This is a genomic window from Desulfovibrio sp. JC022 (genome assembly GCF_010470665.1).
In the GTDB taxonomy this organism is placed as follows: domain Bacteria; phylum Desulfobacterota; class Desulfovibrionia; order Desulfovibrionales; family Desulfovibrionaceae; genus Maridesulfovibrio.
The window spans coordinates 142,125-166,714 of record NZ_VOPZ01000001.1 but is presented as its reverse complement, the minus strand read 5'-3'; the positions used below and the strand labels follow the sequence as shown (position 1 = coordinate 166,714).

Sequence of the window (24,590 nt, the reverse complement as noted above, 5' to 3'; positions counted from 1 at the left end):
ATGAAAAGGCGCATACTCTGGTTGAGTATGCGCCTTTTATTCGATCAGTTGTTACCTGCTGTTTCCAGCTTGCTTCCCTTCATGCCGGGATTCGCAATCGTATTTCTACGTTTGCGTTTTGTCATCACGGTTTGTTTGGAAAGCTTATTCATCCTGATTTCTCCTACATTGCCAGAACGGACCAGAGAACACCTGCACCAACTGCTGAACCGAGAACCCCGGCTACGTTGGGGGCCATGGCGTGCATGAGCAGGAAGTTATGCGGATCTTCATCACGGGCGACCATCTGAACCACTCGTGCGGAGTCGGGAACAGCGGATACGCCTGCGGCGCCTACCAGCGGGTTGATCTTGTCCTTGCTAAACACGTTCATGAGCTTGGCAAAAGCAAGTCCACTTGCAGTAGCAACACAGAAGGAGGCTGCACCCAGCCCGAAGATAAGCAGGCTGTCAGGTGTCAGAAAGGTCTGAGCCTGAGTGGATGCACCAACGGAGAAACCGAGCAGGATGGTAACTGAGTCGATAAGCGCGGTACGCGCAGTCTCAGCCAGACGCTCGGTAACACCGGATTCTTTGAGCAGGTTACCAAAGAAGAGCATACCGACCAGAGCAAGTGAGCCCGGAGCGATAAGCGCGGTGATGATAAAGCCGCCCACCGGGAAAAGAATCTTTTCACGGGTGGAGACTTCACGGGGCGCGCTCATACGAATGAGTCGCTCTTTCTTGGTGGTCATCAGCTTCATGATCGGAGGCTGAATAACCGGGACCAGTGCCATGTACGAATACGCGGCAATGGCGATAGCTCCCAGTAGATGCGGTGCCAGCTTGGAGGAGAGGAAGATAGCCGTAGGCCCGTCCGCCCCGCCGATAATGCCGATAGCACCGGCTTCACTGGGGGTGAAGCCCATATACATGGCCCCGAGGAGGGTCGCGAAGATCCCCATCTGGGCGGCTGCACCGAGCAACACAAGTCTCGGATTGGAGAGCATGCACGAAAAGTCGGTCATGGCTCCAATGCCGAGGAAGATCAAAGGCGGGAAGATCCCTGCGCTGACCCCGAAGTAGATATAATAAAGCACGCTGCCTTCGTCATAGACGCTGAGCGGCATCCCGGCGATGGAGGGGATGTTGCCCACGATGGCTCCGAACCCGATGGGCAGGAGCAGCAGCGGCTCGTAGTCCTTAATAATAGCAAGGGCGATGAAGATGATCCCGATGACAATCATGATGAAGTTGCCCGGGGTCATTTCTGCAAAGCCCGTTGTGCTTATGAAGTGCAGAAGTATATCCATAACGTCTGTCTAGCCCTTGTTTTTATGCAGATACGCCACTGCGGCAGCCACAATCTCGGCTTCCGAAGGTCCGGTCTGAACCTGAGGAGCAGGAGTATTGGCCACCGGCCCGCTGTGATGGGCGGAAGGCGGAATTATCTTATTTAAGAACGCGGCAAGCTTCGGCAGCAGCGCGATGTAGACACTGACTAGAATCAGGGCTGTGAACACGATGCACATACCTGTGATAGAAAGCGCCACGCCGTTACCCGCGACCACGTTGTCCCAACTGAACAACATCTGTTGCATTATTTATCTCCTATTAAGCTTATCTGTCAGGAGACTAGACTGTCATCTGTGCAAGAGGCTGTCCCTGCTGAACCTGATCACCCGCGGTAACGGAGAACGAGGAAACAGTTCCGGCCTTGTGCGCCTTAACTTCCATTTCCATCTTCATGGCTTCCATGACGATGATGGTCTGCCCTTCCTGAACCTGAGTACCGGGATCCACAGCCATTCTGATGATCAGACCGGGCATGGGAGCGGCGATAGGTTCGGTTGCACCTGCGGGTGCTGCGGGAGCCGCGCCGCCTGCTGCGGGAGCATCACCGGCACCGATGTTAAAGGACTTGCCGTTGATGGTCGCGGTGGAACCGTCAACATTAACTATATAGGACTGACCGTCCACAGTAACGTTAACAGGTCCGGAACCGGAACCGCCGCCGACAGTGGCACCGAGCTTCTTGAGCTGTTCGGCTTCAACATCTTTCTTATAACGGACACCGACGCGGGCTTCACCTTTAAGATAGCTGACACCCTTGTCTTTGCAGGTTGCCACGATGAAAACATTCTCATCGGTAAGCTCGAAACCTTCTTTTTCACAGATTTCGCGAGCAGGCGCGAGACCTTTGGATGAATCAGCGTCGTTAATTTCAAGGGGAGTTTTCTTGGTCGGCTCAAGTTCCATCTGTTCGGAAGCGAGCTTGACGATTTCCGGATCAGGCTCGACCGGAGTCTTGCCGAAGTAACCCAGAACCATTTTGCCGTAACCGTCGGCAAACTTTTCCCAAGGCCCGAACATTACGTTATTGAAAGCCTGCTGGAAGTAGAACTGGGAAACCGGGGTAACCGAAGTACCAAATCCACCCTTGCGCACAACTTCACTCATGGCCCGGATGATTTCGGGGTATTTGTCCATGAGGCCGTTATCGCGAAGCATCTGGGTGTTCGCGGTAAGCGCGCCGCCGGGCATGGGGCTGAAGGGAATCATGGGATCGACCTGAGTTGCTTCCGGAGGCAGGAAGTAATCCTTCATGCAGTCACGGAAAACGTCTTCAGCATCAATAATCTTATCAATATCAACATCAAGAGTATAATCAGTACCACGCAGGATGTGCCACATGGTGATGATATCAGTCTGACAGGTTCCGCCTGAAGCGGGAGCCATGGACAGGTCAATGGCATCTGCGCCGGCTTCGATAGCTGAGTGATAGCAAAGTCCGCCGATCCCTGCTGTTTCATGGGTATGAAAATGAAGCAGGACATCCTCGGGCAACATCTTTTTAGCCGCCTTGATGGTTTCATAAACCTTGGACGGAGTAGATGTACCGGATGCATCTTTAAAACAAACTGAATCAAAAGGAATATCCGCATCAAGAATCTGACGCAGGGTCTTCTCGTAAAAAGCGGCATCATGAGCACCGGAACATCCCGGAGGCAGCTCCATCATGGAAACTACAACCTGATGTTTAAGTCCGGCATTGGCAATACACTGACCGCTGTAGATCAGGTTGTTAACGTCGTTGAGAGCGTCGAAGTTACGGATGGTGGTGATGCCGTGCTTGGCAAAAAGGTCGGCATGGGCTTTGATGACGTCGCTGGGCTGGGATTCAAGTCCGACAACATTGACTCCACGAGCGAGTGTCTGAAGGTCGGCATCGGGACCTGCGGTCTCCCTGAACCTGTCCATCATATCAAAGGCACATTCATTGGAATAAAAGTAGAGGGCCTGGAACCGTGCGCCTCCGCCAGCTTCAAACCAGTTGATACCTGCTTCCTTGGCCGCTTCTACGGCAGGCAGGAAATCATCGGTCTTAACTCTGGCCCCGTACACGGACTGAAATCCGTCACGAAAGGCTGTACACATGAACCTAATCTTCTTCTTGGCCACTTCCCCTCCCTATGGTTTGAGAATGGAACACATCGCCGCAAGCGGGGAGCATGCGGATACATTCTTGTTAAACCCAAATTTTTTAAAGGAAACCAGTAATTTACGAGAACATATTCGTCTAGCCTGAAATAAAATGTGGCAATGAGACGAGCTGAAAGTAACACTGACTTAACACAATCCTCTGACAATTTCAGCAAAAAAGAGTAGCTAAAAAAAATTTAAGTAGTTAGGTTATAAATTTACCTCTCTGTGAGACGGTTTTTCACTTTACACGCATATCACCTTATCCGAAAAAAACAACATAACACACTGTTTTAATATTCTTTTTTTAAAAGAAACAAATCATTCCCCTTAACGTCACCCTTTACTAAACATGTAATCTCACTTTCGTTCATGACCGTTATTTCTTATGTAAAAGTTCATTTATGAACCTCAATTCAGACCAAAAACAACATATTTGAACATTTTTTCACAATATGATTTACATTTTTGTGCTTACACCATCGCAAAGCTTAATTAACTCTAAAAACATACTGGTAGAGTAGCTAATTAAGAAAAAGATGTGCTTTTATACCACTATGCCCGCCACCACAAAAAAAAGCCGCCCACGACATGCGGACGACTCAATTTATTAGGCTCACAACAACTTCCCGCCACCTGAGCAAAAAAGTATGCAAGCATTTAAAATGCTTAAATTTATTTAGTTTTGCTACTTTTGTCGAAGATCATTAATTCCGTCGTTGCCGCCACAGCAACCACTTTCCCGGTCTTTGGATCCTGGGCAGTCACAACCGCAGCCGCAACCTCCGCCTCCTGAACCGAACCACTTTCTGGCCAGATAGACGACTGCAATTCCGATTACACCGAAAACAATTATATTTTCCATTAGGGACCTCATCGATAAAGGATTTCATTTTCACCTAACCAGATTGTAACCCTGATTTAAATGAAGTCAACCCCGTCTGAAAAGATAACCTAAGATCAGGCGACAAAACCCTGAAACATCCCCAGAAGCTTGTTTACCGGTCCGGGGAAACGGTCAAGCAGGGTTTGACAAGCAATGTAGGTGGCAAACAGGAAAGCGGCAAAGCCTCCCCAGACTACAACATCAAATAAAACGGGTATGGTTCTTTCCGAGATTCGTTTTTTGGACATTTATTACCTCCTTGTTTCAAGAAAGCAACTTGCATACCAAATCATCTTAAGAAAGATTAATCAGACAACAGACTGAAATATAGACGAAAAACGACATGAAATCACGACCACTCTCATGGTCATAAATTTGGCGAGAACATTTGTCCCAGCATTCAAATGCTACTTGTGCGCAAGAGTATCAATGTGCCATAATCATAAGAATCTTTACGTTAACACCGGGACTTTACAATGGACATGAGCAAAGAAGAATTAGTCAGGGAACTTAAAGCCAGAGACAAACGCATCGCTGAGCTTGAAAAACAATTGTACGGAACTGACAGTTACCATGAAGAACGATTTCGTAAATTAATTGACCATGTGGAAATGGTTTCCGTGCAGGGCTACGACAAGAACCGTAAGGTTGTTTTCTGGAATACCGCTAGCGAGAGGCTATATGGATATTCACGCGAAGAGGCAATTGGCAAAAAACTTGAAGACCTGATCATTCCCGACTTTATGCGCGAGGGGGTGATCAACCATGTCCGCAACTGGCATGAAAACGGGGTCCGCATCCCGGCTGGAGAACTGGAACTCATTCGTAAAGACGGAAGCACTGTCCCGGTATACTCTGCCCATGCAATGCAGGAAAACCAGGACGGTACAAAATATATGTACTGTATTGACGTCGACCTTACAGAAATCAAGAAAGCCCACAGCCAGCTTATCCAAGCCAAGGAGCTTGCAGAATCCGCCAACCGGGCCAAAAGTGAATTCCTCGCCAATATGAGTCATGAAATCCGCACCCCGCTCAATGGTATTCTGGGAATGCTGCAACTGCTTAAACTTACCCCGCTAGACAAGGAACAACTGGAATATATCAACCTTGCCGTCATGGGAGCCAAAAGACTGACCACCCTGCTTTCAGATATACTGGATCTTTCCCGGGTAGAAGCGGGAAAACTTTCCATAGAATCCTCACCCTTTCAGCTGAATGAGTTACTGCATAATATTGCGGACCTATACCGCCCGGCAGCGCACCAGAAAAAACTGACAATAAAGCTATCCCCGCATCCGGCAACCCAGTGCCTAGTAAAAGGAGACGCCGCTCGTTTGCAGCAGGTGCTGACCAATATATTGGGTAACGCCATTAAATTCACTGAATCCGGAGATATTTTAATCGAAACCTACCCCCTGCCAGCTCCTTCTCCGGATCACACAAAAATTCTTTTCAGCATAACCGATACCGGACCGGGCATCCCGGACAGCAAACTGGATGAACTCTTCACCCCCTTCACTCAGGGAAACGTAGGATTCGACCGTCCGCATCAAGGAGCTGGGCTCGGCCTGACCATCTGCAAACAACTAGTACAATTAATGGGCGGCAATATTGCCATAGAAAGCGAATTAGGAAAGGGAACAACTATACATTTTTGTATAAATTTCGGAACAACTTCTTCTCAGCTACCTCAGCCCATTAAAGCTGACGAAAACAATATCCATCCGGTTAAGATGAAAATTCTGCTAGCCGAAGATGAAATCATAAGCAGGCTCGCAGCCAAGAAACAGATGGAACTGAATGGATGTGAAGTTACGGCAGTAGAAAACGGGCGGTTGGCATTGGAAAAAGTTTCAGCCGAAAAGTTCCATATAATAATGATGGACATCCAAATGCCGATCATGGATGGGATTGCAACCACTCAGGCCATTAGAGACGGGGAGGCCGGCAAGCAAAACCAGAACATCCCTATTATCGCCATGACCGCATATGCCATGAAGGGTGACCGGGAAAAGTTCATTAAATCCGGTATGGACGATTACCTGGCCAAACCTATCGACAAACATGACTTATTGAAAATACTAAACAAATATAGAACGGAATAGCCCCTGAGACACTATTTATTCTTTCCCCCTGCTTGACACAATCCTAGCTGTGCTATACTTTCAAAAAAAGTATGCAGACCGGGCCTCACAAATCAGAAAAGAGGACGTAATCAGCATTACTCATTTTAAAAAGGAATTAGCATATGCACATATCGGAAGGAATACTATCACTGCCGGTGCTTGCCAGTGGTGCTGCAATAGCAGCCACAGGAACCATGATCGGCCTGAAAAAGCTAGATTCGGAAAAACTCATTTCCGTGGCCCTGCTCTCCTCTGTCTTTTTTATTGCTTCGCTGATCCACATCCCCATCGGCCCTTCCAGTGCCCACCTGATCCTAAGCGGACTCATGGGCCTGCTGCTCGGCTGGGCAGCTTTTCCGGCTATCCTGACGGGCTTACTTTTACAGGCAGTTCTCTTTCAATACGGCGGACTGACTGTTATCGGCGTCAACACAGCAACCATGGCCCTACCTGCTGTAGCCTGCCACTACATGTTCCGTCCGCTGCTTAATAAAAATATTTTCAGCATGAGTATTGGGGCTTTCCTTTGCGGAGCGGTCTCCATCGCGCTTTCCGCGATCCTGACCGCGCTGGCCCTCTCCTTTACTGACGAGAGCTTCGGGGCCGCCGCGCAGATGATTGTTTACGGGCACATCCCCATCATGATCATCGAAGGCTTTATCTGTGCCTCAGCCTACGGATTCCTGCAAAAAGTCAGGCCGGAAATGCTGCTGGCTACACAGGAAACATAAAATTTTACTTGTTAGAAACAAGTAAGGCCGGGTTGAACTCAATCAACCCGGCCTTTTGTTTTCGCTTAGTAAATAAAAATTTAATTCTTTCTTCTGACGACAATTCCTATCAATGCCGCAAATCCCAGTGCCAACCATTCCAAACCGAATCCGGCTGCGGGATTCATCACGCACCCGCCTCCACCATTCATAGCTCCAAGAGCCGCAGGGTCCTTGATGGAGCCCAAGGTTCGGTCTTCATCATAAATACCGTTATCTTTTACAACGTAGTTTACCCAGTAGTTGGTACCCGCTGTCAGGGCAGCTCCTTGATCAAGGTAGTTGCCATCATCATCTTCCAGCCACCAGGCCCCTTCGGTGTCAGGGTCAATGGCAGTGGAATAGGCTCCAAAAGCCATGCTGGTTCCATTGGTGTCATAACATTTATACAGCCGGATATCGCTGGTCGTACCATTCAGGCTGGTTGAATTGAAGCGGAAGACCCCGTTAGCTCCGTTACTGTCCACGGTGGCTGTAAACGCACCTACAGGAGCACGCAATTCAAAATTACTCGGCATATGATAGGTCTGTTGTAGAACCTCATCAGTAGTTGCGTTTTCGGTATTGGAAAGAAGTGAGACATTAACCCCGCTTTGCTGGTGCTCTGAAGGGCGCACGTAGCCGTTACGGAGAACTGCCATGGGTACGGGCCGAGCAAGATCAGCACTGGAATATTGCCATTGCGGGGCAACATCACCATTATCTGTTGTCTTGTATACGTTAATTTTCCCGTCGCCATACTGGGATGAATAAATATAGTCATCTTTCACCACAAGTCCGTAAGGACTACTCAGCTTAGTTAAACCACCTTTAATCGTCGCTGCAGGCTCCACAGCACCGTTAGTGGAAATAGGAAAAAGCATAATCCTGTTATATGCATCTGCCACGTAAACAAATTTTCCATCTACATCCAAGCCATAAGGGGTAACGAAATTGCCATCTTTATGTTTTATTACGCGCTTCGGTCTTACATTTGAATTGGCATTTATATCAAAAACACAAATTTTTTCCTTATCAGTCACGAATATTTCGGAACCGTAAATAACTAAACTTCTTATGGTACTAAGAGAAAAGTCAAGGAAATTACAGCTGATCGTCCGCTTAGGAACAGCAGCTCCAGAATCATCTAAATTAAATACCTTTACCTTCCCACTCCCACGCTCGCCATTGAAGGTATCGCCAACAAAGATTTCACCACCGGACACAGACACACCGCTGGGATAATCAAGACCTGTGATTTTACGTTTGGGGGCTACATTTCCATTAGCATCTACATCGAAAACGACCAGACGCTTCTGACCATCAACAGTCCCGAATATCTCATTATTATATACAAAAATCCCCCACAGATCATTAAACCCGAGCAACGTACCCGCACCTGAAATAACCCGCTTTGTGGCCGGGGTAGGATGATCATTAATATCTATTGTTACAATTGAATTATTATCAACATCCCCTATATATAAATCTTCCGCACAAACAGGAACTGAAAGAAAAACCGCCAGAAAGACAAACATCCAAGAATATAAATATCTACTAAACACCTGCACCTCCGAATTATATTCTATTCAGCACCCCCTTCAAGGTGGTTTAACCCTACTAACAACGGCAAAACAATAGATCAAGCCTATTGGATAAAAAATAACCCAAGCACTTTACCTATAACAAAACCGGAACAGGTTTCCCCATTCCGGTTCTTAAGATCATGTATGCATTGGAATTATTCTACTCAATCACCCGCATACTCTCCCACTTACCGGACCGGAACCGCCAATAGAAGGCAGCAGCCAACACAATGACGTAAAGGGTGAAAATGGCCCACAGGAAATAAGGTCCCAACGGGAAGATCTCAACGCCCATATAGCAGGGGATTACCATCACCGCGATGCAGCAGATTCCCACGCTTTTCATTACATAGACAACATCCCCCGCCCCTTTTAAAGCACCGGAGTAAACCAGTGCCACTCCGTCGAAGAGGATATAGGCCGCAGTGAAGAGCAGAAAATGGGTTCCGTAATCCAGTACGTCTGCAAATACGGCATCTGTTATGTTGTCCGGACGGAACAGAGATAAGAGCACTTCCGGGAAAATCAGATAAATCAACCCCATAAAGAGCATCCAGACGGTGGTGATGTGCAAAGCGCACTTAGTGGCCCGCCGGGCATAGTCCGGCCTGCCCTGCCCGATGGCCTGCCCCACCAGCGTACTTACCCCCACTGCAATGCCGTAAGCCGGAAAGAAAGAAACCCCGTCAATGGAAAGAACAATGTTGCTCGCCGCCAGAATAACCGTTCCCAAGCGACCGACCATGTACACAAAAAAAGTAATCGCAAAAATATCCAGAAAAAACTGTACCCCGTTGGAAAGCCCGAAGGAGATGAACCGCTTGAACAGTTCCGGCTCAAAGCGGAAGTTGCTGCGGGTCTTGAAAGCTTTTTCATTCTCGCGGTTAAAAATCAGCGGTATATAAATGGATACGATAACCAGCATGGCAGTTATCGTGGCAATAGCAGCCCCGCGAATACCCATTTCCGGAAAAATCCAGACACCGTTGATGAGCGCGTAGTCAAGCGGGATATTCACCGCCGCGCCGATCATATTAACAATCATTACCGTGCGGGTCAGGCCACGTCCGGCAAAGAAGCCGGAAAGGGCGGTATCAAGAACAGGAAGTCCGGCACCCAGCATGAGGATACGAAAATATTGAATTTCCAGCTCCAGAACTTCAGGGGGATGCCCTCCGCTTTCCAGCAACGGGGTAAGCCAGAATCCCATGACACCCAGCAGCAGCCATGACCCCAGCGCGAAATATATACCCTGCCAGAGGCTGGAAGCAACCCGTTCCGGTTTGGCTGCCCCGGTATACTGGGCGATAAATACATTAATATAGCTGGCCACTCCCATGAAAAAAGAAATAAACAGAAAGGACATGATCCCCGCAGGAAGTGCAGCGGCAATCGCTTCCATGGAATAATGGCCCAGAAAAATGCGGTCTGTGACCTGCATAATGGTGGTGGAAGCCATACTCACCGCAAGGGGCATACTTATATCAAGCACATGCTTGTATCCGAAAGGTTTGTTCCATAAAGATTTCATATATCAACTCCGATAGCTTGAAACTCAGCTAGGCATAATAATTAATAAGCACATGACATTTTTTATCATCTTCAACCGGGAGCGCAGCGGAACGAGAGGAAGGCTATGAGTAATCTTTTTTATTGTACACATAAAAAAAGCCGTTCCCGGTTACCCGGAAACGGCTTTAAAACTTCTTCAGAACCAGAATTATTTAACTGCGTCCTTGAGGAATTTTCCGGGAGTGAATTTTACGCCACGGGAAGCGGGGATCTGGATGGCTTCGCCGGTCTGGGGGTTGCGTCCGGTACGTGCGGAACGCTCAACAGTCTTGAATGTACCGAAACCTGTAAGGGTAACATTGCCTTCTTCTTTGAGGCCGTCTTCGATTGCGCTGAGAACGCCGTCCAGTGCGGCAGATGCATCTTTTGCACTCAGCTCCATTTTTTCCCGGATTTTCTTAACAAGAACAGTCTTACTCATAATTAACTCCTTCAAAAGTATTTTTCCCGCACTCAGGCGGCGGATGTCCGTACCCCTAAAAGCCCACTACACCAGAAATTTAGAAAAAGCCATAGCGAAAAGCTGATCCTGACCTGAGAAGATATTATATTCAGTAAAACACACAAAACAGAAACTTTTCGCCGGCGCAGCGGGCCCTGTCAAACAGGGCGGAAGGGGCGGATTACAGGCATTTGCGCGGGATTGTCAAGCTGATTACGACAAATGCTATATTTAGTCTCAAAATTGATTCAAAGAGCGCAACAAGAATCTCTTCATAAAAAGCTATATTTTTTTGATCCACGGTGTTGACATATGCGCTGAGCGTCTTAGTTTATTTCAGCTTCTGCGGAAGCATCCGGCCTGCTGAGATACGCAGGCTTTGAAATTTAAAAGTATGATCCGCCATAATCACGCGGATTACTTAATCTTATTAAAAAGTTTATTTATTCTGGAGGAAACATGAATCTCAAGCCGTTGCAGGACCGTGTACTTATCAAGCGTCTGGAAACCGAGCAGAAAACAGCTAGCGGCATCATCATCCCTGATTCCGCACAGGAAAAACCCATGAAAGGCGAAGTTGTTGCTGCCGGTCCCGGTAAAGACAACAACCCCATGACCGTAAAAGCAGGCGATGTTGTCCTGTTCGCCAAATATGCCGGTAATGAACTGAAAATCGACGCAGACGAATTCATCATCATGCGCGAAGACGAAATCCTCGCAGTTGTCGAATAATATCCCCTTAATAAATTAATTTTTCCAGATCAGGAGAATCATCAAAATGGCTAAAACTATCGAATTTGATGTAACAGCACGTGACCGCCTTAAAAAAGGTGTGGACACCCTCGCAGAAGCAGTAAAAGTTACCCTCGGACCCCGTGGCCGTAACGTAGTTATTGAAAAATCCTGGGGCGCTCCCACCATCACTAAAGACGGTGTTACCGTTGCCAAGGAAATCGACCTCGAAGACAACTTCGAAAACATGGGCGCACAGATGGTTAAGGAAGTTGCTTCCAAAACCAACGACATCGCTGGTGACGGTACCACCACTGCTACCGTTCTTGCCCAGTCCATCTTCGCAGAAGGTGTAAAGCTGGTTGCAGCAGGCCGTAACCCCATGTCCATCAAACGTGGTATTGATTCCGCTGTTGAAGCTATCGTTGAAGAGCTCGGCCAGCTTGCCAAGCCCACCCGCGACAAAGCTGAAATCGCTCAGGTCGGTACCATCTCCGCAAACAGCGATTCCACCATCGGTGAAATCCTCGCTGAAGCCATGGACAAAGTAGGTAAAGAAGGCGTTATCACCGTTGAGGAAGCCAAATCCATGAAAACCGAACTGGACGTCGTAGAAGGCATGCAGTTCGACCGCGGATACCTTTCCCCCTACTTCGCAACCGACACCGACAAAATGGTTTGCGAATTCGACGATCCCATGATTCTTCTTGTTGAAAAGAAAGTTTCCAACATGAAAGATCTGCTCCCCATCCTTGAGCAGGTTCTGAAAATGTCCCGTCCTCTGCTCATCGTAGCTGAAGACGTTGACGGCGAAGCTCTGGCTACTCTCGTAGTAAACAGACTGCGCGCCAACCTTAATGTCTGCGCTATCAAGGCTCCCGGTTTCGGTGACCGCCGCAAGGAAATGCTCAAAGACCTCGCAACCCTCACCGGTGCGACTGTTGTTTCCGAAGACATCGGTCTTTCCCTCGATGCCATGACCGTTGAAGGTCTGGGTACCGCCAAGCGCGTACGCATCGACAAAGAAAACACCGTTATCGTAGACGGCGCAGGTGCTGTTGAAGAAATCAAAGCACGCGTTAAGCAGATCGAATCTCAGATTGCAGATTCATCTTCTGACTACGACCGTGAAAAACTTCAGGAACGCCTCGCCAAGCTGGTCGGCGGCGTTGCAGTAATCAAAGTCGGTGCTGCTACTGAAGTTGAAATGAAAGAAAAGAAAGCACGCGTTGAAGATGCTCTTAACGCTACTCGCGCTGCTGTTGAAGAAGGCATCGTAGCCGGTGGCGGTACCGCTCTGGTTCGCTGCTCCAAAGTCCTCGACGGTCTCAAAGCAGGCAACGACGACGAACTGGCCGGTATCAACATCATCCGCCGCGCTGCCCAGCAGCCCCTGCGCATGATCGCTGAGAACGCTGGTTTCGAAGGTTCCGTTGTTGTTGAAAAGGTTTCCGAAGGCAAAGACGGTTTCGGCTTCAACGCAGGAACCGGCGAATACGAAGACCTGATCAAGGCCGGTGTTATCGACCCCAAAAAGGTTACCCGTATAGCTCTCCAGAACTCCGCTTCCGTGTCCAGCCTGCTGCTGACCACCGAATGCGCCATCACTGACGCAGTCGAAGACGAAGAATAGTTCTGACATTCAGACAAGTTAAAAGGCCCGGCAACGCGAGTTGCCGGGCCTTTTTTTATATTTTACACGTAAGGTCATTGTAACCAAAACTATTTCTATCAGGAGTTGCCATGGGCGAACTTATCCTTGCCGGAGCCGGACACGCGCATATGTTGCTTATGGAAGCCATCCCGGAAATCATTGCGGACGGACACCGCGTCACGGTCATCGGCCCGGATGAACGCCATTACTATTCCGGGATGGGTCCCGGCATGCTCGGAGGAACCTATCGCCCGGACGAAATCAGCTTTCCCGTAAAAGATATGGTGGAAAGCAGGGGCGGAACGTTTGTGCTCGGCAAGGTTGCCCGTATTGATCCCCGCAAGCGTCTGGTTTTTCTTAATGGGGAAAAGAAAGAACCCTATCCCTACGATGTCCTCTCCTGCAATTTGGGCAGCACCGTACCCGACAGCCTCGCAGAAGCGAACAGCAAAGATGTCTACAGCGTAAAACCTATACAAAACCTTTTGCAGGCCCGCATGAGGATTCAAGAAATCGCTTCTGAACGGACGGTGCGCATCGGTATATGCGGGGGCGGCCCCGCAGCATTTGAAATTGCCGGAAACGCTTGGGCAGAAATCCAAAAGCAGGGGCGCAGCAGCGCGAAAATTCAAATTTTTACAGGCAATACATTTCTGCACAATCAGTCGGAAAGAGTGCGCAACCTAGCTCTCAAAATCCTGACCAAACGCGGAATTGAACTTGTACAAGGCAGTTACGTGCAGAGGGTAGCATCCGGGAACGTCATATTGCAAAACAGAGAACACTACGCGCAAGACATCATCTTTCTGGCTTTGGGGGTGACTCCTTCTGAAGTCTTTGCCGACTCGAATATGCCTACAGGGAAGGATGGCGGGCTGAAGGTTAACCGCTATCTGCAATCAATTTCATACCCGGAAATTTTCGGGGGAGGCGATTGTATCTGTTTCGAATCGGCCCCGCTGGATAAGGTGGGCGTTTATGCTGTACGCCAGAACCCCGTGCTCGTACACAATGTGCGAGCGCAACTCGAAGGGGGCAACCTGAAGCAGTTTGATCCGGGCGGCTCCTATCTGCTCATATTGAATGCCGGAGGCGGGAAAGGCATATTGCACAAAAACGGATTGAGCTTTGGCGGTTCTCCCGCATTTTGGATCAAAGATTATATCGACCGCCGATTCATAAAACGGTTCAAGCCTTGAGGTACACTATAGCCAAAGATAGTCATAGAATAAAAAAGGCCGCGTTCCCGAGGGAAACGCGGCCTTCGCTTTTTATCTAACTACCAGACTACCAGTTCAAGGTTTCCTTGAAAGCAGTTGCGAGGTCTTCAACCTTGCTGCGGACAATACCTTCAGAACCTTCCATGAGGCCGAAGGAGTTGCCGCCCACGGTCATACCGATGCGCTGGCAGATCTGGCCTGCGAAGAGTTCTTCAAACTTGCCTGCATTCTCAGGAGCCACGGTAACCGCGAAACGGGATGCGGACTCACTGTAAAGAACAGACAGAGTAGACATGCCGTACTCGGTGGGCACAGAGCGAAGATCAACTTCACAACCGATGCGTCCGCCAAGGGACATCTCGGCAAGGGCCACACCCAGACCGCCGTCAGAGAGGTCGTGGCAGGAGCTTACCAGACGCTGACGCATGGCCTGATTAAGAGTCATATAGCGAGCCTTGGCAGTAAGCGCTTCTACATGAGGCACCTTGTCATGCACAAAGCCAAGCTGGGAAGCGATTTCAGAACCACCCATCTCATCACGGGTCATACCGAGCACGTAGATGAATTCACCGGGCTTCTTGAAATCGGAAGTCACACACATGTTAATGTCCGGGACAATACCGACTGCGGAGAAGAGCACGGTAGGCGGAATGGAGATTTTTACGCCGCCGCCCTTGTAATCGTTCTTCATGGAGTCCTTACCGGAGATGCAGGGCACTCCGAAAGCACGGCAGAAGTGGGACAGAGCCTGGTTGGCACGAACAAGCTGAGCCAGCTTGTAATGACCGTCCGGGGTGGATTCGGACTGAACCGGATCACACCAGCAGAAGTTGTCGATACCGGCCATATGGGTGATATCACCACCAACAGCAACTGCGTTACGGATGCCTTCATCAACTGCGTTAGCCATCATCCAGTAGGTATCAATATCTGAGAATTTGGGGCAGATACCGTGAGATACGACCAGACCTTTGTCATCATCAAAGTCAGGACGAAGCACACCTGCATCAGCGGGACCATCTTCCTGCTCACCGACCAGAGGCTTGACTACACTGCGGCCCTGCACTTCATGGTCATACTGGCGAATTACGTATTCCTTGCTGCAAATATTAAGTCTGCCGAGCATATCCTTGAGCAGTCCGGTATGGTCTGCAACTTCAGGTTCCCCGGTAAATTCAATTTCAGGACGTTCCCAGACCGCTTTGAGCTGCATCTGAGGCACGCCGTCATGGAGGAAATCCATGCGCAGGCAGGCCACAGGCTTTTCGCCGTAACGAATATTGTAGAGACCGCTGTCAGTGTAAGTACCGAGCGCGGAAGCTTCAACGTCCATTTCATCAGCAAGGGCCATGAACTCGTCCAGCTTTTCCGGCGGAACAGCAAGGGTCATACGTTCCTGTGCTTCGGAAACAAGGATTTCCCAAGGCTTGAGGCCGTCATACTTAAGCGGTGCTTTTGAAAGATCGAGATCACAACCGCCGGAATCCTCGGCCATTTCACCAACGGAAGAGGACAGGCCGCCCGCACCGTTATCAGTGATAGCGTTGTACAGACCCATGTCACGGGCGCGCATCAGGCAGTCGTACATTTTACGCTGGGTGATGGGGTCGCCGATCTGAACCGCAGTTGCCGGGGAACCTTCATGCAGTTCCTCGGATGAAAATGTTGCACCGTGAATACCGTCTTTACCGATACGGCCACCGGTCATGACGATAATATCACCGGGCATAGCCTGCTTTTCGTAGCTGAGGCGACCAGCGGATTCAACGGGCATGGTTCCTACGGTTCCGCAGTAAACCAGCGGTTTACCAAGGTAACGTTCATCAAAAACAATGGAACCGTTCACAGTGGGGACACCGGATTTGTTACCGCCATGCTCCACACCTTCACGCACGCCTTCAAATACGCGGCGGGGATGCAGCAAACGCGGAGGCAGCTCACCTTCGTGAAAAGGAGAAGCAAAACAAAATACATCAGTGTTGCAGAGCAGGTTCGCGCCCAGTCCGGTACCCATGGGGTCACGGTTAACACCGACAATCCCGGTCAATGCTCCACCGTAAGGGTCAAGAGCGGAAGGACTGTTGTGGGTCTCCATTTTAACGCAGACATTAAGTTTGTCGTTAAACTTGATAACACCTGCGTTATCCTTGAACACGGAAAGGCAAAAATCATCATCGCCCTTTTCAGCGCGAATTTCCTTAGTGGTGTTCATGATGCAGGTTTTGTAGAGACTGTCTACAGTGGAAGAAACCCCGGTTTCCTTGTTTTCGTACTCAATTTTAGAGCTGAAAATTTTATGCTTGCAGTGCTCGGACCAAGTCTGAGCCAGAGCTTCAAGCTCGGCATCGGTAGGCAGGGCGGTGAGTCCCATTTCCTCACGCTGCTTAACCACTTCGGGATCAGCGTAGTAATTACGGATACCGTGGAATTCCTCAAGGCTCAGCGCCAGAGTGTTCTCGCGGCTGAAAGCCATCATCTCATCATCAGACATGGCTGCGAGATCGATAACCGCAACCTCATCACTTGCCTTTCCGGTAACGCGGGCAGCCTTGGCTTCAAAGCCGGGGGACTTTACCCACTCATCTGCGGAACGGATTTCGTAACGCTGGATGAGTTCGTTAGCCAGCAGGTCCTTGGCAATATGGCTGATCTGCTCCAGACCAAGGTCTTCGGCAAAAAGGTACTGGATAGAGGTGTAAACTTTCACCGCTTCCACATCAGCGGGTTCGGTAACCAGAATTACCGATTCCTTGGCGGTACGGCCTTCGTTATCGGTAACACCGGGACGGAAGCCCACTTCAAGGTTCCATGCGAAATCCTTGGCCAGAGGCTCAAGGGAAGGGTTATGCAGAACCGGGTCGTGCAATACACCCAGCTCCAAAACCTTTTCAATCTCGTCTTTTTCAAGACCTTCTACAGTATATACCTTGATGGTCCGGACCCCGCCGGCCTCAATACCGAGTTCTTCTTTGATCTTATTGGAAACTTTATGACCGTGAACATCACGGACATGGTCTTTAAGTGCGACCTCGACACGCCAGAGCATGGCTATCTCCTCTTAATAATTAAAGTCCGGGCTATTTAGCCCAGACCAGTACATTTCCGCCCAAATCCTTGGCTTCATACGTAGCTTTGTCAGCACGGTTCAACATGGCTGCGGAAGTATCCCCTTCCTTAAGCACAGTGAGTCCGCCGCTGATAGTTACCTTGCCAGAAAATTTCTTCTCCACCCGGAGCCTGATCCTGTTACCGATGCTCTCCAAAGCTTCAGACCGGACTTCAGTAACAATAACCCCGAATTCATCCCCTCCGTAACGACAGGGAAAGTCCATGCCCGAACGGAGTTCGTTACGCAGTATTTCACCAACACTCTTCAACACTTCATCACCGACCTGATGTCCCTCAGTATCATTAACAGCCTTGAAACCGTCCAAATCAAAGAATAACAAGCCCACAGGACGCCCGGTGCGCCTGCTGCGGTTGATTTCACGAGCCAACAGGGTGTTGAACTGGGTATGATTGAAAAGATCAGTCAGTCCGTCAAAAACCGCTTGCCGCCTGAGCTTGTCTTCCAGCCTGCGGATGGCAGTCAAGTCACGAGCAACGATCAGGCTTTTCTCACCCGATCCGGCCAGTCTGGTGACAACAAACTCAAAAGGACGTCCGGCAGTATCAGTCCGTTTCAAAAGGACTTCAACAACGGTTTTAGACCGATCAAACATATCCGGCCCCCAGCGTCCGGTGTATGTTTCACTGGGAGCTGCAATATCAAAAATATTACGGCCCAGAAAAATCTTTGAAAATCGTGAGGATGCGTAAGTAATATTCCCGCGATTATCCACAGTCAGCACCACATCGCGCATGGACTCCACAAGACCTTCAAGAAAATCCCGCTGTTTGAGAGCCTGAATCTGACTCTCGGACATCTCCCTGATATCTTCCATGACCAGCGAAATGACCTGTTCATCACCACGAACCTGTTTATACGCGGAAACATAAAGGCAGGCATCCCGCGGCATGCCCCCGGTTCTTAAGCTTACGCAAATAATTTTACTGAAAGATTTTTTTTCCTCGTCATCAAGGAAGACATTCCAGGTTTCCCCCAATCCCCCACCGACTCCGAGCTTGAAAAGTTCGCTGAAATTCCTTGTACCGGAAATAGAAGCCCCGCCGAGCAGCCGGATCATCTCTTCGTTCATATCAATGAGATCACCTTGAGCATCAAGGCTGGCAACTCCCAGCGGCAAAGTATCAAGAGTCTCTGCACGGTCTTCAATCAAATGCTGCTTGGCGCAATAGTGCTCATAAGCCTGACCGATAAAACGGAAATAGAGTTTTAGATTCTTCCTGTCTCCGGAATTAAGACTTTTAGAACTAAACCTGAATCGACCTAACAGGACATTTCTACTGACTATGTCTTCACCGCCAGTACGTTTCTGCCATGGGATATTATCCTCGGTACAATCGGTAGCCACAACCTCAAGTCCGGTCCCTTCTTCAATACGGTAAAATTTATACTTGTTAGTATGCGGAGATTTGAGGGCCAGTTCCCAGCTGACAATATCCCAACTAAGCTTGAGATGTCTGCCGATGGTACGCGCAATGGAATCAACTCCGCCCTCAGCTGTAAGCAGTTCCAGACTTAAAAAATAACTGGACTGAAGGCTTCTGATGGAATGGTTGTAAAAATGAGCGTCTCCGCCGTCATCGGACATACCGAGAATCTTGAGCATTGACTGAAACTTGGTCCGGCAGACTTCCCTAAATCCTTCAATGGCTTCCTCGTCCATATCAAGAGAACGTTGCAGCTGAACTTCAAATTGCAACACATTAAAGGGAGCAGATCTACTGCCCAGTTCCATTTCAGCCCATCTGGTAGCTAAAATAACAGCCTGAGTAGGCAGGTCAAAAGAATCAATTTCATCAAGTGCGTGATGATGCTGAATAGCCGAACAATCAAGGTTGTCCATCTTCCAGCGATTCAAAAGTAACTGACTGAGAGCACCATGGTTCATGCCCCAGATTTCATTTTCAGAATCCTGCTGCCCCGGCTTGGACTGGGTCACAGAATCTTTTGAAATCTCCTCCGGCAATTCTCCCGGAGCTGCGCAACGCAGAAAAAACAGGGAAATATCTTTCAACAGGCAACAAAGGTAAACCTTGTCAGCCTGATCAGGGCAAATACGCGAGGCAATGAGCTGGGCAGAAATAGCTCCCCACACGGTGAGCATCCAATCATTGTAAATTTTGTAATCGTCCAGCTGCATATGGGTACAGATATGCTTTTGATATGTAACCGTAACTGCAAGATTAAGCAGTTCGCGGGTTCCAAGCACAACTGTAGCCCTTTTGAAGTCTGTAATTTCCTGAGAAAGGCCGTAAAACGGAGAGTTGACGAGATTAAGAATGGTGGTTGAAAGAGCGGGATCCATGCTGATAATTTTACCAAGCACCGCAAAATCAGGCTCAGGCTTGCAGGCTTCCTGCATCAGCTGGAGCATGACCGGAGGGAAGCTGAGTTTCATCATCAATCGTGGTGATTCAAGAATATCATCCAAACTCATAGCTACAGCTCCTCTCTTTTGGTCTCACCTATTTTTTACGGGTCAGCACAAAGTCTGCGGCCTGCTTGAGGACCTGCTTTTCCTGACTTTCGGGCAGCGGCATCAAACACGATTTGGCTTTTTCCACATATTCTGCCGCATAGGTTCTAGTCCTTGAACCCAGACCGTGCTTTCTGATCTCCGCGAGTACACGCTCCCGCTTATCATCCGCCAGAGTCCGGTTCTTGATTTCAGCAAGCAACTGCTCTGCCTCTTTTTCTTGTAACATTTCAAGATAAAGAATCAAAGGCAAAGTAATTTTACCTTCCTTAAGGTCTCCGCCTTCGGGCTTACCGGTATCATCGGAAGGAGATTCGTAATCAAGAGCATCGTCTACAAGCTGGAAAGCTATGCCCATATTCAAGCCGAAATTACCGACCGCATCTTCCATTTCCCGGTCATCGGATGCGAGGATGGCCCCAAGCCGGCAGGAAGTTTCAATCAAACGCGCTGTCTTGCCGATAATAATATCCATATAGGTATCACGGTCCATGAGCGGCTCAGAAATATGAGCGATTTCGAGAATCTCACCTTCAACTGTAGCCATAATCCCTGAAGCAAGCACAGAACTGATCCGGGGTTTCCCGTAATCAGCACCGATCTTGTTGGCCAGAGCAAGCAACACATCCCCGGCGAGGATTGTTTCAGTGGTCCCGAAAACCAGATGTGAAGCCTCTACGCCACGGCGCAGGTCTGCATCATCTAAAATATCGTCATGCAGGAGAGTCGCGGCGTGGAGAAGCTCCAGTGAACCTGACAGGGGGTAAATGTCATCTTTCCCATACCCCAAACCGCGGGCGGAAAGAATAGTCAAAACAGGACGAATCCTTTTACCCGGAGCAAGCAGCACATGCCTTGCAACATCCTTAACCAACCCCTCAAGTTTAGCGGTTTCCGTATCAAGGAAATCGTTAATAAGAGGCAGTTCCTTTTCAAAATAGGCTAATAACTCAATCATCCGCGTATGAATTATCCCGGTTGCGAGAGAAGAAGAGCAGTCTTTGGAAAATCACTTGACCAGAGCTGAGCAGACCCGCCCCAACTCCGCAAGGGCACCGCGCAAATCCCAATCATCACTATCTCTTGATCCCACAAGGTTCGAAACAGTCCGCACCTGACATAGCCCCACCCCGACAAGGGCGCACACATACGCAGCCGCAAAACCTTCCATATTTTCTATATCCGCCGCATATTCATTTCTGTGTGCGACAGCACCCTCAGCCGTAGCGGTCACCCCGCTCACGGTCAAAGACACAGCTTCGGGTAGATTTTCAAATCGGTCAAGTCCTGAATCAACAAGACTTTTTCCAGAACAGAGTTGTACTTCGTTCCAGACAGGCTGCCCGTCAATTTCCGCAAGGCTAAAACCCAGCCCTTTGGGATCAACATGGTCACCCTTTTTCAGCCCGTACTCGGACCAGATTTCCTTTCTTACCACACAGGCTGAACGAAGAGGGAACTGTTCTGCGTTAAATGTCCCGGCAATTCCAGCCAGCACAACCACGCCCACATCATTCCCGGACAATGCCCGCCCAAGGGCGAAAGAAGTATTAATCACCCCGATTCCGGTTACCAGCAACAGCCCGGAACGATCGCCGAACATAAACGGAACAAGCTTGCCCTGCTCCAAACGGGGCAGCTTGCAAACCCCGCCCAGCGCGGCTTTCATTTCCTTGGCTGTTGCCGTAACAAAAAGAATCGGTTTCAAAAATTACAATCTCCAGTGCCTGATGCCGGCTTCATCCAGTTCCGCGCGATCAAAGAAGCATTTCACGTCGATGATCAGAGCATTATCAGGATTACGGAACCAGCCCTTGATGGTATCGAGGCCTATTTCACGATATTTATCGTGGGAAACTGCCAGAATAACCGCTTCAAGGTCTTTGAACTCGTCAAAAGAAACAGTATCAATACCGTATTCCTCAACAGCCTCTTCAGGATCAGCGTAAGCATCGTGAATAAGCACATCCACGCCGAAGGACTCCAGTTCATCCACAACATCAACAACTTTGGTGTTGCGCAGATCAGGCACATTTTCCTTAAAGGTCAGACCGAGGATACCGACCTTGGCACCCTTAACCCTGCTATCGCCGTTGATCATCTGCTTAATGGTGGTGTCTGCAATGAACTTACCCACGGAATCGTTGATCTTACGGCCTGCAAGAATAACCTGCGGGTGATGGCCTATCTCTTCCGCCTTGGTGGTCAGATAGTAAGGGTCAACACCGATGCAATGTCCGCCAACCAGACCGGGACGGAAAGGCAGGAAGTTCCACTTGGTTCCGGCAGCTTCCAGAACATCAAGAGTATCGATACCCATTTTATCGAAGATCATGGAAAGTTCGTTCATGAGCGAGATGTTAAGGTCACGCTGGGTGTTTTCAATTACCTTGGCAGCCTCGGCAACCTTGATGCAGGAAGCGCGATGAGTTCCGGCAGTGATAATTGAAGAGTAAAGTTTATCAAGAAGCTCGGCAACTTCAGCATTATTACCTGCAACAACCTTAACGATGGTCTGCAAGGTGTGCTCACGGTCACCGGGGTTGATACGTTCTGGGGAATAACCGACCCCAAAATCTTTGCCGTATTTGAGACCGGATTTTTCTTCGAGAATGGGAACGCAGATATCTTCAGTAAGTCCGGGGTATACTGTGGATTCGTAGACAACCACAGATCCGGCGGACATATTCTCACCGACCATGGTGGAAGAACCGACCACAGGACGCAGGTCCGGGTTGCGGGCTTCATCAATAGGGGTAGGTACGGCAACAATGATCACACCGCAATCCTTGAGCAGGGAAGCGTCAGTGCTGAATTCTACATAATTATGGAAATCGTTTTCCAGCACTTCAGCGGTGCGGTCGTAACCTTCGCGCAATTCTTTAACGCGCTGTTCGGAAATATCAAGCCCGAGCACCTTGAACTTACGGCCAAGGGCAACTGCGAGGGGCAGGCCGACATAGCCGAGGCCGACCACCGCAATTGTAGTATTCTTCTTTTCAATGTCAGAGTAATTAATCATAAATATCGTCCTTTATTGCTTAGATAACAAAATAAGCCTTCAAAAACACTTGTATAATAATTCCGGCCTTAAAATTTAATAAAACAACTCTGTTCCGTTAAGGGTAGACATAATCAACCAGCACATATACATAGCTACTATTATGAATATCGACTGGTCCTTTCTTCTGTCCGCCCTCGGCCTGGCCTTCATTATTGAAGGGATTCCTTATTTTGTTTTTTCTGAGCGCATGCCCAGAATCCTTATTTCAATTATCGAGCGAGGCCCGAGGCAATTACGCATACTCGGCCTGATCGCCATGATATTCGGCTTGCTGCTTATCTCGCTGGGCCAGTCTCTGACCGACCTTTAAGATTATTCCGCCGGTTTTTCCGCTACATGGATATAAACTATCCCGGAAAGCAGCGGAATAAACATCACCCGTCCGAAACCGGCACTGCGCAATTCCTCACCGAGACTTCTTTCATCCGGGAAAGAGCGGATAGTATCCGCCAGATATGAATATGCCCCGGAATCACCTGAAACGACCTTGCCCAAAAGAGGCAGGACCTTGTTCAGGTAAAAATTGTAAACACCCTTCCAGATTTTCTTGCTCCCGGAGCCGAACTCCAGAATACAGAACCGTGCGCCGGGCTTGAGTGTCCGAAGGACCTCTTTATAGCAATCCTCACGGGGAAGTATATTTCTGATGCCGAAAGATATTGTAGCTCCGTCCAGGCATGAGTCCGGCAAAGGCAAGACCCTTCCGTCGGCCTGAACCGCAGCGATGCTCTCACTGCGAACAATATGTTTGCCTTCCAGCTTTTTTGTCTTCCCGCAAGCAAGCATCTCATGGGTGAAGTCCATGGCCAGAACTTTCACATCAGGATACTGGCGCAAAAGCTCCACGGAAACATCAAGGGTTCCGGCTGCAAGATCGAGCACCAGCCCGTCTTTGCCCGGACGGACAAGCTTAACCTGACGATAACGCCAATAAATATCCTGTCCGGCACTTAAAAAATGGTTCAGGAAATCATACCATCCGGCAATCCTGCCGAACATATCCCTGACCTTTCTGCCATGCTCCTGATCAGATACCTGCGCCATCTACTGAGCATCTCCCTTGCCGTCAGCAGCAAGAGCCTTTTCCTGCTCCACTACAGAAGCGACAACATCAGCGTGAATGGCACTGAAGTGTTCAGAAAAATTGGAGGGGGAAATTCTTCCGACCTCAATAAATTTTACTACGATTTCTTTAGCGACCTGCAAAGCCTGCTTCTGAATCTTATCCATGGTATATATCCTTGATTAGGCTTGAAAAACCCCGCCCGGTGGGAAATGGCCACGACCTCCACAGGTAGGGCGCCGGGCGGGTAAAAAGAAGAAAACCTGTTAAGCACCCTTCTTTTGTGAGGCTCTTTAGCATGAGACCTCCAAATAGTCGACCCGCTTTTTGCTGCCTCCGGCGGCGAGATGAGGGCTTAACCCCTTTTGCGAAAGGGTTTAAGAATCCCAAAACCTTTTATTAAGACTTCACCGCATCGACTGCAAAACC

The 24,590-nt window shown here is 49.1% G+C and carries 21 protein-coding genes; 6 read left to right on the top strand and 15 right to left on the bottom strand.

What is annotated here, in order from left to right; translation table 11 throughout:
- Window positions 1-163: 163 nt before the first annotated feature.
- The 5 genes from FMS18_RS00700 to FMS18_RS20445 form a co-directional block, all read right to left on the bottom strand.
- Window positions 164-1,291, bottom strand: coding sequence for a sodium ion-translocating decarboxylase subunit beta (locus FMS18_RS00700; RefSeq protein WP_163291821.1), 1,128 nt, complete (start codon window positions 1,289-1,291; stop codon window positions 164-166).
- 9 nt (window positions 1,292-1,300) lie between these two features.
- The gene (locus tag FMS18_RS00695; protein WP_368854135.1) at window positions 1,301-1,531 is read right to left on the bottom strand and encodes an OadG family protein; all 231 of its coding nucleotides are present in this window, start codon (window positions 1,529-1,531) and stop codon (window positions 1,301-1,303) included.
- An 82-nt stretch (window positions 1,532-1,613) separates the two neighbouring features.
- Entirely contained in the window at window positions 1,614-3,440 is a 1,827-nt protein-coding gene (locus FMS18_RS00690) for a biotin/lipoyl-containing protein (RefSeq protein ID WP_368854134.1), read from the bottom strand.
- Window positions 3,441-4,149: 709 nt separating this feature from the next.
- On the bottom strand, window positions 4,150-4,326 hold the full coding sequence (locus FMS18_RS00685; protein WP_163291819.1) for a FeoB-associated Cys-rich membrane protein: 177 nt from the start codon (window positions 4,324-4,326) through the stop codon (window positions 4,150-4,152).
- Window positions 4,327-4,421: 95 nt separating this feature from the next.
- On the bottom strand, window positions 4,422-4,595 hold the full coding sequence (locus FMS18_RS20445) for a hypothetical protein (protein WP_203544475.1): 174 nt from the start codon (window positions 4,593-4,595) through the stop codon (window positions 4,422-4,424).
- Window positions 4,596-4,823: 228 nt separating this feature from the next.
- Here FMS18_RS20445 and FMS18_RS00680 point away from each other — a divergent pair, with 228 nt between their 5' ends.
- Entirely contained in the window at window positions 4,824-6,455 is a 1,632-nt protein-coding gene (locus tag FMS18_RS00680) for an ATP-binding protein (RefSeq protein ID WP_163291818.1), read from the top strand.
- Window positions 6,456-6,598: 143 nt separating this feature from the next.
- A complete protein-coding gene (gene cbiM, locus FMS18_RS00675; RefSeq protein ID WP_163291817.1) occupies window positions 6,599-7,207 on the top strand; it encodes a cobalt transporter CbiM in 609 nt (202 codons plus the stop codon).
- An 80-nt stretch (window positions 7,208-7,287) separates the two neighbouring features.
- Here the strand turns inward: cbiM and FMS18_RS00670 are convergent, their stop codons facing one another.
- From FMS18_RS00670 to FMS18_RS00660, 3 genes are all read right to left on the bottom strand, one after another.
- Window positions 7,288-8,790 carry a hypothetical protein gene (locus FMS18_RS00670; protein ID WP_163291816.1) on the bottom strand — a complete coding sequence of 501 codons (1,503 nt, stop codon included), beginning with the start codon at window positions 8,788-8,790 and terminating at the stop codon, window positions 7,288-7,290.
- Window positions 8,791-8,971: 181 nt separating this feature from the next.
- Window positions 8,972-10,342, bottom strand: coding sequence for an MATE family efflux transporter (locus FMS18_RS00665; protein WP_163291815.1), 1,371 nt, complete (start codon window positions 10,340-10,342; stop codon window positions 8,972-8,974).
- Between the two features lie 189 nt (window positions 10,343-10,531).
- The gene (locus FMS18_RS00660; RefSeq protein WP_163291814.1) at window positions 10,532-10,804 is read right to left on the bottom strand and encodes an HU family DNA-binding protein; all 273 of its coding nucleotides are present in this window, start codon (window positions 10,802-10,804) and stop codon (window positions 10,532-10,534) included.
- Window positions 10,805-11,284: 480 nt separating this feature from the next.
- Between FMS18_RS00660 and FMS18_RS00655 the strand changes: the two genes are divergently transcribed.
- The 3 genes from FMS18_RS00655 to FMS18_RS00645 all read left to right on the top strand — a co-directional run bounded on the left by FMS18_RS00655 (window position 11,285) and on the right by FMS18_RS00645 (window position 14,410).
- On the top strand, window positions 11,285-11,557 hold the full coding sequence (locus FMS18_RS00655; protein ID WP_136673679.1) for a co-chaperone GroES: 273 nt from the start codon (window positions 11,285-11,287) through the stop codon (window positions 11,555-11,557).
- 46 nt (window positions 11,558-11,603) lie between these two features.
- Entirely contained in the window at window positions 11,604-13,190 is a 1,587-nt protein-coding gene (gene groL / locus FMS18_RS00650; protein ID WP_163291813.1) for a chaperonin GroEL, read from the top strand.
- A gap of 110 nt (window positions 13,191-13,300) precedes the next feature.
- Window positions 13,301-14,410 carry an NAD(P)/FAD-dependent oxidoreductase gene (locus FMS18_RS00645; protein ID WP_163291812.1) on the top strand — a complete coding sequence of 370 codons (1,110 nt, stop codon included), beginning with the start codon at window positions 13,301-13,303 and terminating at the stop codon, window positions 14,408-14,410.
- An 88-nt stretch (window positions 14,411-14,498) separates the two neighbouring features.
- Here the strand turns inward: FMS18_RS00645 and FMS18_RS00640 are convergent, their stop codons facing one another.
- Genes FMS18_RS00640 through FMS18_RS00620 form a run of 5 tightly spaced genes read right to left on the bottom strand, consistent with a single transcriptional unit; the run spans window position 14,499 to window position 23,056 of the window.
- Complete coding sequence (locus FMS18_RS00640; RefSeq protein WP_163291811.1) at window positions 14,499-17,477, bottom strand: phosphoribosylformylglycinamidine synthase subunit PurS; 2,979 nt, start codon at window positions 17,475-17,477, stop codon at window positions 14,499-14,501.
- A 31-nt stretch (window positions 17,478-17,508) separates the two neighbouring features.
- Window positions 17,509-19,995, bottom strand: a complete 2,487-nt coding sequence (locus tag FMS18_RS00635) for an HDOD domain-containing protein (RefSeq protein ID WP_163291810.1) — start codon at window positions 19,993-19,995, stop codon at window positions 17,509-17,511.
- A gap of 28 nt (window positions 19,996-20,023) precedes the next feature.
- On the bottom strand, window positions 20,024-20,992 hold the full coding sequence (locus FMS18_RS00630; RefSeq protein WP_163291809.1) for a polyprenyl synthetase family protein: 969 nt from the start codon (window positions 20,990-20,992) through the stop codon (window positions 20,024-20,026).
- Between the two features lie 51 nt (window positions 20,993-21,043).
- Window positions 21,044-21,742 carry a futalosine hydrolase gene (gene mqnB, locus FMS18_RS00625; protein WP_163291808.1) on the bottom strand — a complete coding sequence of 233 codons (699 nt, stop codon included), beginning with the start codon at window positions 21,740-21,742 and terminating at the stop codon, window positions 21,044-21,046.
- Between the two features lie 3 nt (window positions 21,743-21,745).
- Complete coding sequence (locus FMS18_RS00620; RefSeq protein ID WP_163291807.1) at window positions 21,746-23,056, bottom strand: nucleotide sugar dehydrogenase; 1,311 nt, start codon at window positions 23,054-23,056, stop codon at window positions 21,746-21,748.
- 142 nt (window positions 23,057-23,198) lie between these two features.
- Here FMS18_RS00620 and FMS18_RS00615 point away from each other — a divergent pair, with 142 nt between their 5' ends.
- Window positions 23,199-23,408 carry a DUF2065 domain-containing protein gene (locus FMS18_RS00615; RefSeq protein ID WP_163291806.1) on the top strand — a complete coding sequence of 70 codons (210 nt, stop codon included), beginning with the start codon at window positions 23,199-23,201 and terminating at the stop codon, window positions 23,406-23,408.
- Window positions 23,409-23,410: 2 nt separating this feature from the next.
- Here the strand turns inward: FMS18_RS00615 and FMS18_RS00610 are convergent, their stop codons facing one another.
- The gene (locus FMS18_RS00610; RefSeq protein WP_163291805.1) at window positions 23,411-24,142 is read right to left on the bottom strand and encodes a ubiquinone/menaquinone biosynthesis methyltransferase; all 732 of its coding nucleotides are present in this window, start codon (window positions 24,140-24,142) and stop codon (window positions 23,411-23,413) included.
- Window positions 24,143-24,328, bottom strand: coding sequence for a hypothetical protein (locus FMS18_RS00605; protein WP_163291804.1), 186 nt, complete (start codon window positions 24,326-24,328; stop codon window positions 24,143-24,145). It lies immediately after the preceding gene.
- Between the last annotated feature and the right edge of the window lie 262 nt (window positions 24,329-24,590).